Origin of the sequence: Candidatus Synechococcus spongiarum, from assembly GCF_900047545.1 — a bacterium.
GTDB classification, from domain to species: Bacteria; Cyanobacteriota; Cyanobacteriia; order PCC-6307; family Cyanobiaceae; genus Synechococcus_B; species Synechococcus_B spongiarum_C.
Genome location: NZ_FITM01000103.1, coordinates 1 through 4,642, shown reverse-complemented (window position 1 = coordinate 4,642; position 4,642 = coordinate 1). Strand labels below are relative to the sequence as shown.

General features: G+C 60.0%; 7 protein-coding genes. 2 read left to right on the top strand and 5 right to left on the bottom strand.

From position 1 onward, the window contains the following. Together FLM9_RS04480 and cysK are read right to left on the bottom strand one after the other, a co-directional pair. A partial coding sequence (locus tag FLM9_RS04480) for a J domain-containing protein (protein ID WP_180365293.1) occupies window positions 1-173 on the bottom strand: 173 nt, incomplete at its 3' end. Further along, complete coding sequence (gene cysK / locus FLM9_RS04475; protein WP_102135477.1) at window positions 173-1,132, bottom strand: cysteine synthase A; 960 nt, start codon at window positions 1,130-1,132, stop codon at window positions 173-175. The genes cysK and FLM9_RS04480, both read right to left, overlap by 1 nt. Window positions 1,133-1,291: 159 nt before the next feature. On the opposite strand from cysK, the gene FLM9_RS04470 reads away from it, so the two are divergent. Further along, entirely contained in the window at window positions 1,292-1,840 is a 549-nt protein-coding gene (locus FLM9_RS04470; protein WP_074457453.1) for a DUF2808 domain-containing protein, read from the top strand. Window positions 1,841-1,936: 96 nt separating this feature from the next. Here the strand turns inward: FLM9_RS04470 and FLM9_RS04465 are convergent, their stop codons facing one another. From FLM9_RS04465 to FLM9_RS04455, 3 genes are read right to left on the bottom strand one after another with little or no spacing between them, the layout of a single operon-like run. Further along, window positions 1,937-2,191, bottom strand: a complete 255-nt coding sequence (locus tag FLM9_RS04465) for a 2Fe-2S iron-sulfur cluster-binding protein (protein ID WP_143324600.1) — start codon at window positions 2,189-2,191, stop codon at window positions 1,937-1,939. Window positions 2,192-2,196: 5 nt separating this feature from the next. Beyond that, window positions 2,197-3,678 (bottom strand): cobyric acid synthase, encoded by a 1,482-nt coding sequence (locus FLM9_RS04460; RefSeq protein ID WP_074457451.1) that lies wholly within the window; start codon window positions 3,676-3,678, stop codon window positions 2,197-2,199. Next, complete coding sequence (locus tag FLM9_RS04455; protein ID WP_074457450.1) at window positions 3,675-4,043, bottom strand: Npun_F0494 family protein; 369 nt, start codon at window positions 4,041-4,043, stop codon at window positions 3,675-3,677. Before FLM9_RS04455 ends, FLM9_RS04460 begins: the two co-directional genes overlap by 4 nt. A gap of 32 nt (window positions 4,044-4,075) precedes the next feature. On the opposite strand from FLM9_RS04455, the gene FLM9_RS07965 reads away from it, so the two are divergent. Continuing rightward, window positions 4,076-4,642: ankyrin repeat domain-containing protein (locus FLM9_RS07965; RefSeq protein ID WP_180365292.1), on the top strand; the 567-nt coding region annotated here is incomplete at its 3' end.

The window sequence follows — 4,642 nt, the reverse complement described above, 5'->3', positions numbered from 1 at the left end:
CGTGTCTCTGCCTGGCTGAGCACACCATAGGCAAGGTTGATGGCAACGATCCGTTGCTGGTCTCCGCCAGCATCAGGATGATGCCGCTTCACCAATTGACGATAGGCAACTTTGATTTCTGCCGCCGTTGCCGTGGGGGACAGTCCCAGTTCTGTGTAGAAATCCCTGGTCATCAGAGCAGCGCTCCTGACGGAGGCATGACGTCTCCAGAAAACATGGGCGTACTCAGATAGCGTTCGCCAAAGCTGGCCAGGACGGCAACGATAAGCTTGTCCTGCATTTGAGGGCGAGCGGCCAGGCGCAAGGCAGCCGCCACCGTGGCGCCACTGCTCACGCCACTGAGCAGCCCCTCTTCCCGGGCCAAGCGACGGCCCATCTGCATGGCGTCCTCGTCCCCCACGGTCATGACCTCGTCAATCAGGCTTTGATCAAGAATATCGGGAACAAAGCCGGCACCAATGCCCTGGATGCCATGGCGGCCTGGTTTCCCTCCCGAGAGGACGGGACTGCCCGCCGGCTCTACGGCAACAGCCATCAGCCCTGGTTTGCGCTGTTTCAGGGCGGCAGCGCAGCCTGTGATGGTGCCTCCGGTCCCCACCCCGGTCACAAGAACGTCAATTTTGCCTTCGGTGTCCCGCCACAGTTCTTCTGCCGTGGTGCTGGTGTGAATCCTTGGATTGGCTGGATTGGAAAACTGTTGCAACTGAAAACCGTCGGGCATGTCTTGCAGCAGTGCATTGGCCCGGCGCAAGGCTCCGGCCATGCCCTCACTGCCGGGCGTCAGTTCCAGGCGCGCACCGTAGGCCCGCAGCATGGCGCGGCGCTCAACACTCATGGAGTCCGGCATCACTAAAATGATGGAATACCCCTTGGCAGCCGCCACCATTGCCAAGGCAATTCCCGTATTGCCACTGGTGGGCTCGATGAGGGTTGTGGTGGAAGGAGAAATCAGGGCATCCTCTTCAGCCTGGTTAATCATTGAGATGGATATCCTGTCTTTGACGGAGGCTGTTGGGTTAAAAGATTCAAGCTTACAGAGAATTTCGCTTTTGCAGTCCACGGCCGGGATTCTCCGAAGCCGCACCAGAGGGGTGTTGCCAATCAGATCAAGAATGGAATTGTGAACATTCATGGTGTTCTTGCCCCCAGGCAGCACCATGGCAAGTTAGCAGAAATTTTGCCACCACCGTCCCCCATCAACCATAAGACAGTTTGATAATTGACACATTGACAGGGTCGCGATGGCGGCGCTATGGTCAATTTTTAGCTATAGGTTGTCCTGTTCTTGTTCATGAATCGTTTTCTTGCTCTGGCCGCCGGTCTTGTCCTGGTTCCCTGGTCCGCCCCTTCCCTGGCGCAAACCAGCTTGCTGGAATTCCGCTGGAGTCAGGATCCTGGTTACGTTAGTCTTGACTATCGAATCAGCAATAATCGAGCCCGGCGGCGCTCAAGCTTAAAGCTGATTCTCCCCACAAAAGCTAGAAAACACGCCATTTTGGAGTTGACAGTTCGTGCACCGGAAATCTTTGAGAAATGGCGTGGGAAAATTAATGTTGATAGCGTGAAGCTTGGTTATAATTGCATACAGAAATCAGTGTTTGCAGGTACCAAGACCCGTTGTGAAGATTATTTCACATTGTCAGAGGTGACTGAACTGGGACCAGGGGTGATCCGGATCACCCCCGATGCGCCAATCCCCCAGGCTGAGACCATTGTCGTGGAGCTGAAAATTCGCAATCCCACCACCACCGGGTTCTACCAGTTCAACGGCTACGCTACAGCACCGGGCCAAGTGCAAATCCCTACCTACCAGGGCAGTTGGCTCGTGGAGATCGACTGAACCATACTCCAGACCAGAGCATCTCATACCAGACGCGCCTGGTAACTGGCGATCTCGTACACCGCGTTTCTAATGTTTGTTCATGGCCGCCTCACCCTACCAATAGGGATCTGTCGCCAACTCCACCTTCAGGGTCCCCTTAGATCCACACACGCTGCTGATGCAGGCGCGCACCACATGGCCGTTGACTTCAATCTCGCAGGCGCCACAACTGCCGTAAAGGCAGCCCGTGGGGACGGTGTGACCCAGGATCTGCGCTGCCGTCAGCCAGGGGGTGCCCACCGGGATGGAGACGGGATCTCCATCCTCCCAGCACACGGGAACCTGGTCAGACGGGGATGATGGGGACATGATGATCAGCGCAGTAAGGGTTCCAGGTTGACATTTTCGTCCACGGCATCGGCAAGGCGATCCAACAGCCGATCCCGCTGGGTGGCGTGGTGGGAAACGGCTGTGGGCAGGGGCGGCAGGCCGCGGCGGCTCCGCAGCCAGTTGAGCCAGTGGCGACGCCATGGTCCGGCCTCCAGGCAGCCGTGGAGATAGGTTCCCACCACACGGCCACAGGGGCTCACCCAGCCCAGGCCGGGTTGGGCGTACAGGGGCTGGGCAGCACGGGCCAAAGGAGTGGTCTGGCCATGGTGCAACTCAAATCCCGTGCAGGATTGACCGGGTTCCGGCCATGTGGTGGTGGTGGTCCACTGCCGTTGCACCTTGCCGGGTTTGAACGCGGTCACCAGAGGCAAGAGCCCCAGCCCCTCCATATCCCCTGGTGTCTCCGCCTCCAGGCCATGGGGATCATGCAGCCGTTGCCCCAGCATTTGCAAGCCGCCACAGATGGCCAACACCACACCACCGGCGGCTACATACCGTTGCAGGCGTTCATCCATGCGGGTGGTCTGCATGACCTTGAGATCCGCCATGGTTTGCTTGCTGCCGGGCAGCAGGACAGCGTCGTACCGGTCCACGGTGTCCGTGGGCAACAGCCAATCCAACTGGACCGTGGCTTCCGCGGCGAGGGGATCCATGTCGGAGAAGTTACTGATGGACGGCAGGCGCAGCACGGCAAGACGCAACTCGGCCTCGGGCTTGCGGGCCTGGCGCTCCAGCAGATCCAGGGAGTCTTCCGCCGGAAACCGCTCCCCCAGCCAGGGCAGAACACCCAATACGGGCAGACCGGTGCGCCGCTCCAACCATAGGCGTCCCTCGTCAAACAAGCTGCGCTGACCACGGAAACGATTGATCAGCAGGCCTGCCATCAGGGAGCGCTCCACAGGCCGCAGCAGTTGCAGCGTGCCGACGATCTGCGCAAAGACCCCACCCCGCTCAATATCCGCCACCAGAACACAACGGGCCCGCAAAAACTGGGCCAGGCGAAGGTTGGTCAGGTCCCGCGCCTGCAGGTTCACCTCCACCGGGCTGCCAGCTCCTTCCAGCAGGAGCCGCCCCTGCCGCTGCCGGCAGATGTCCAGACCTTGGCGAATGGCCAGCCAACCCGGCCGGAACCAGTCCCGGTAGTAATGTTCTGCCCGGCTGATTCCCACCGAGCGCCCCAGATGGATCACCTCGCTACTGCCCTGACCACAGGGCTTCAGCAACACCGGATTCATGGCCGCGCCAGGTGTCAGGCCAGCGGCCCAGGCCTGCATGGCCTGGGCATAGGCCATTTCCCCCCCGTCTTCATCCACGTAGGCATTGAGACTCATGTTTTGCCCCTTGAAGGGGACGGGCTGCTCCCCACGGCGCCGCAACAGGCGACACAAACCTGCCGTGATGAGGGACTTGCCCACCCCGCTGCTGGTGCCGAGCACCATGAGGGGGGGCGGTGATGGCGCCGTCATGACCAGATGCTGAGCCAGCGCCGCAGTCCGTTGGCCCAGCGCTCCTGCCATAACACAGGGGGGCAGCGCCCTTGCGGCCAGGCGGCCACCACCCGACGGCCCAGGGGAGTGAGACGCACCCGATCCGTCAAACCCTGGCCATCCACCTCACGGCGCAACAGACCCACCCGCAACAGCCAACGCACCAACTGATCCGCTTGGGCCTCGCTCAAGGGCCTGGTGGTGAAGGGGGGGTCGGACATGCAAAGATCAGACAGGCTCACGGCCCCCTCCTGCAAGGCAGCAAAGCAGCGGTGATGCAAGGGGCTACAGCGGGCAGCCCGGTCTGCACGCCGGGCCGCTTGTTTCTCAATGAAGAGGTCCACAGTATTCTAAATCTGTACAGATAACAGCGCCCATGACTGATCGGAAAGCATCGTTGAAAGCCAGGTTGCTGGCTTCAGCAGCCGGGACGGCCCTTTGCGGGCTGACGGGTTCAGGTCGTTCTGAATCATCTTCTGAACCATCTTGCCAAGACTGGAACACTAGAGACTTCTTTGAAATGGCTACGGAAGATGATGTATCTCGCTGCCTCAATGCTGGTGCCGATATTGAGGCAAGAGACGAACTTGGATGGACCCCCCTGCACTGGGCAGCACACTCTAGCGACTCCCCTGCTGTGGTAAAGGCCCTGCTCGATGCTGACGCTAACCTTGAAGCAAAAGATGAGCTTGGATGGACCCCTATGAACCGGGCGGCACTTTTTAGCGACTCCCCTGCTGTGGTAAAAGCCCTGCTCGATGCTGGCGCCACCATCTGCGACACCCCCCTGCACAGGGCGGCAGCATTTAGCGAGTCTCCTGGTGCGGTAAAGGACTTGCTCAATGACGGCGCCAACCTTGAGGCACGAGATGAGCTTGGAGCCACCCCCCTGCACTGGGCGGCACGGTTTAGCGAGTCTCCTGCTGTGGTGAAGGCTTTGCTT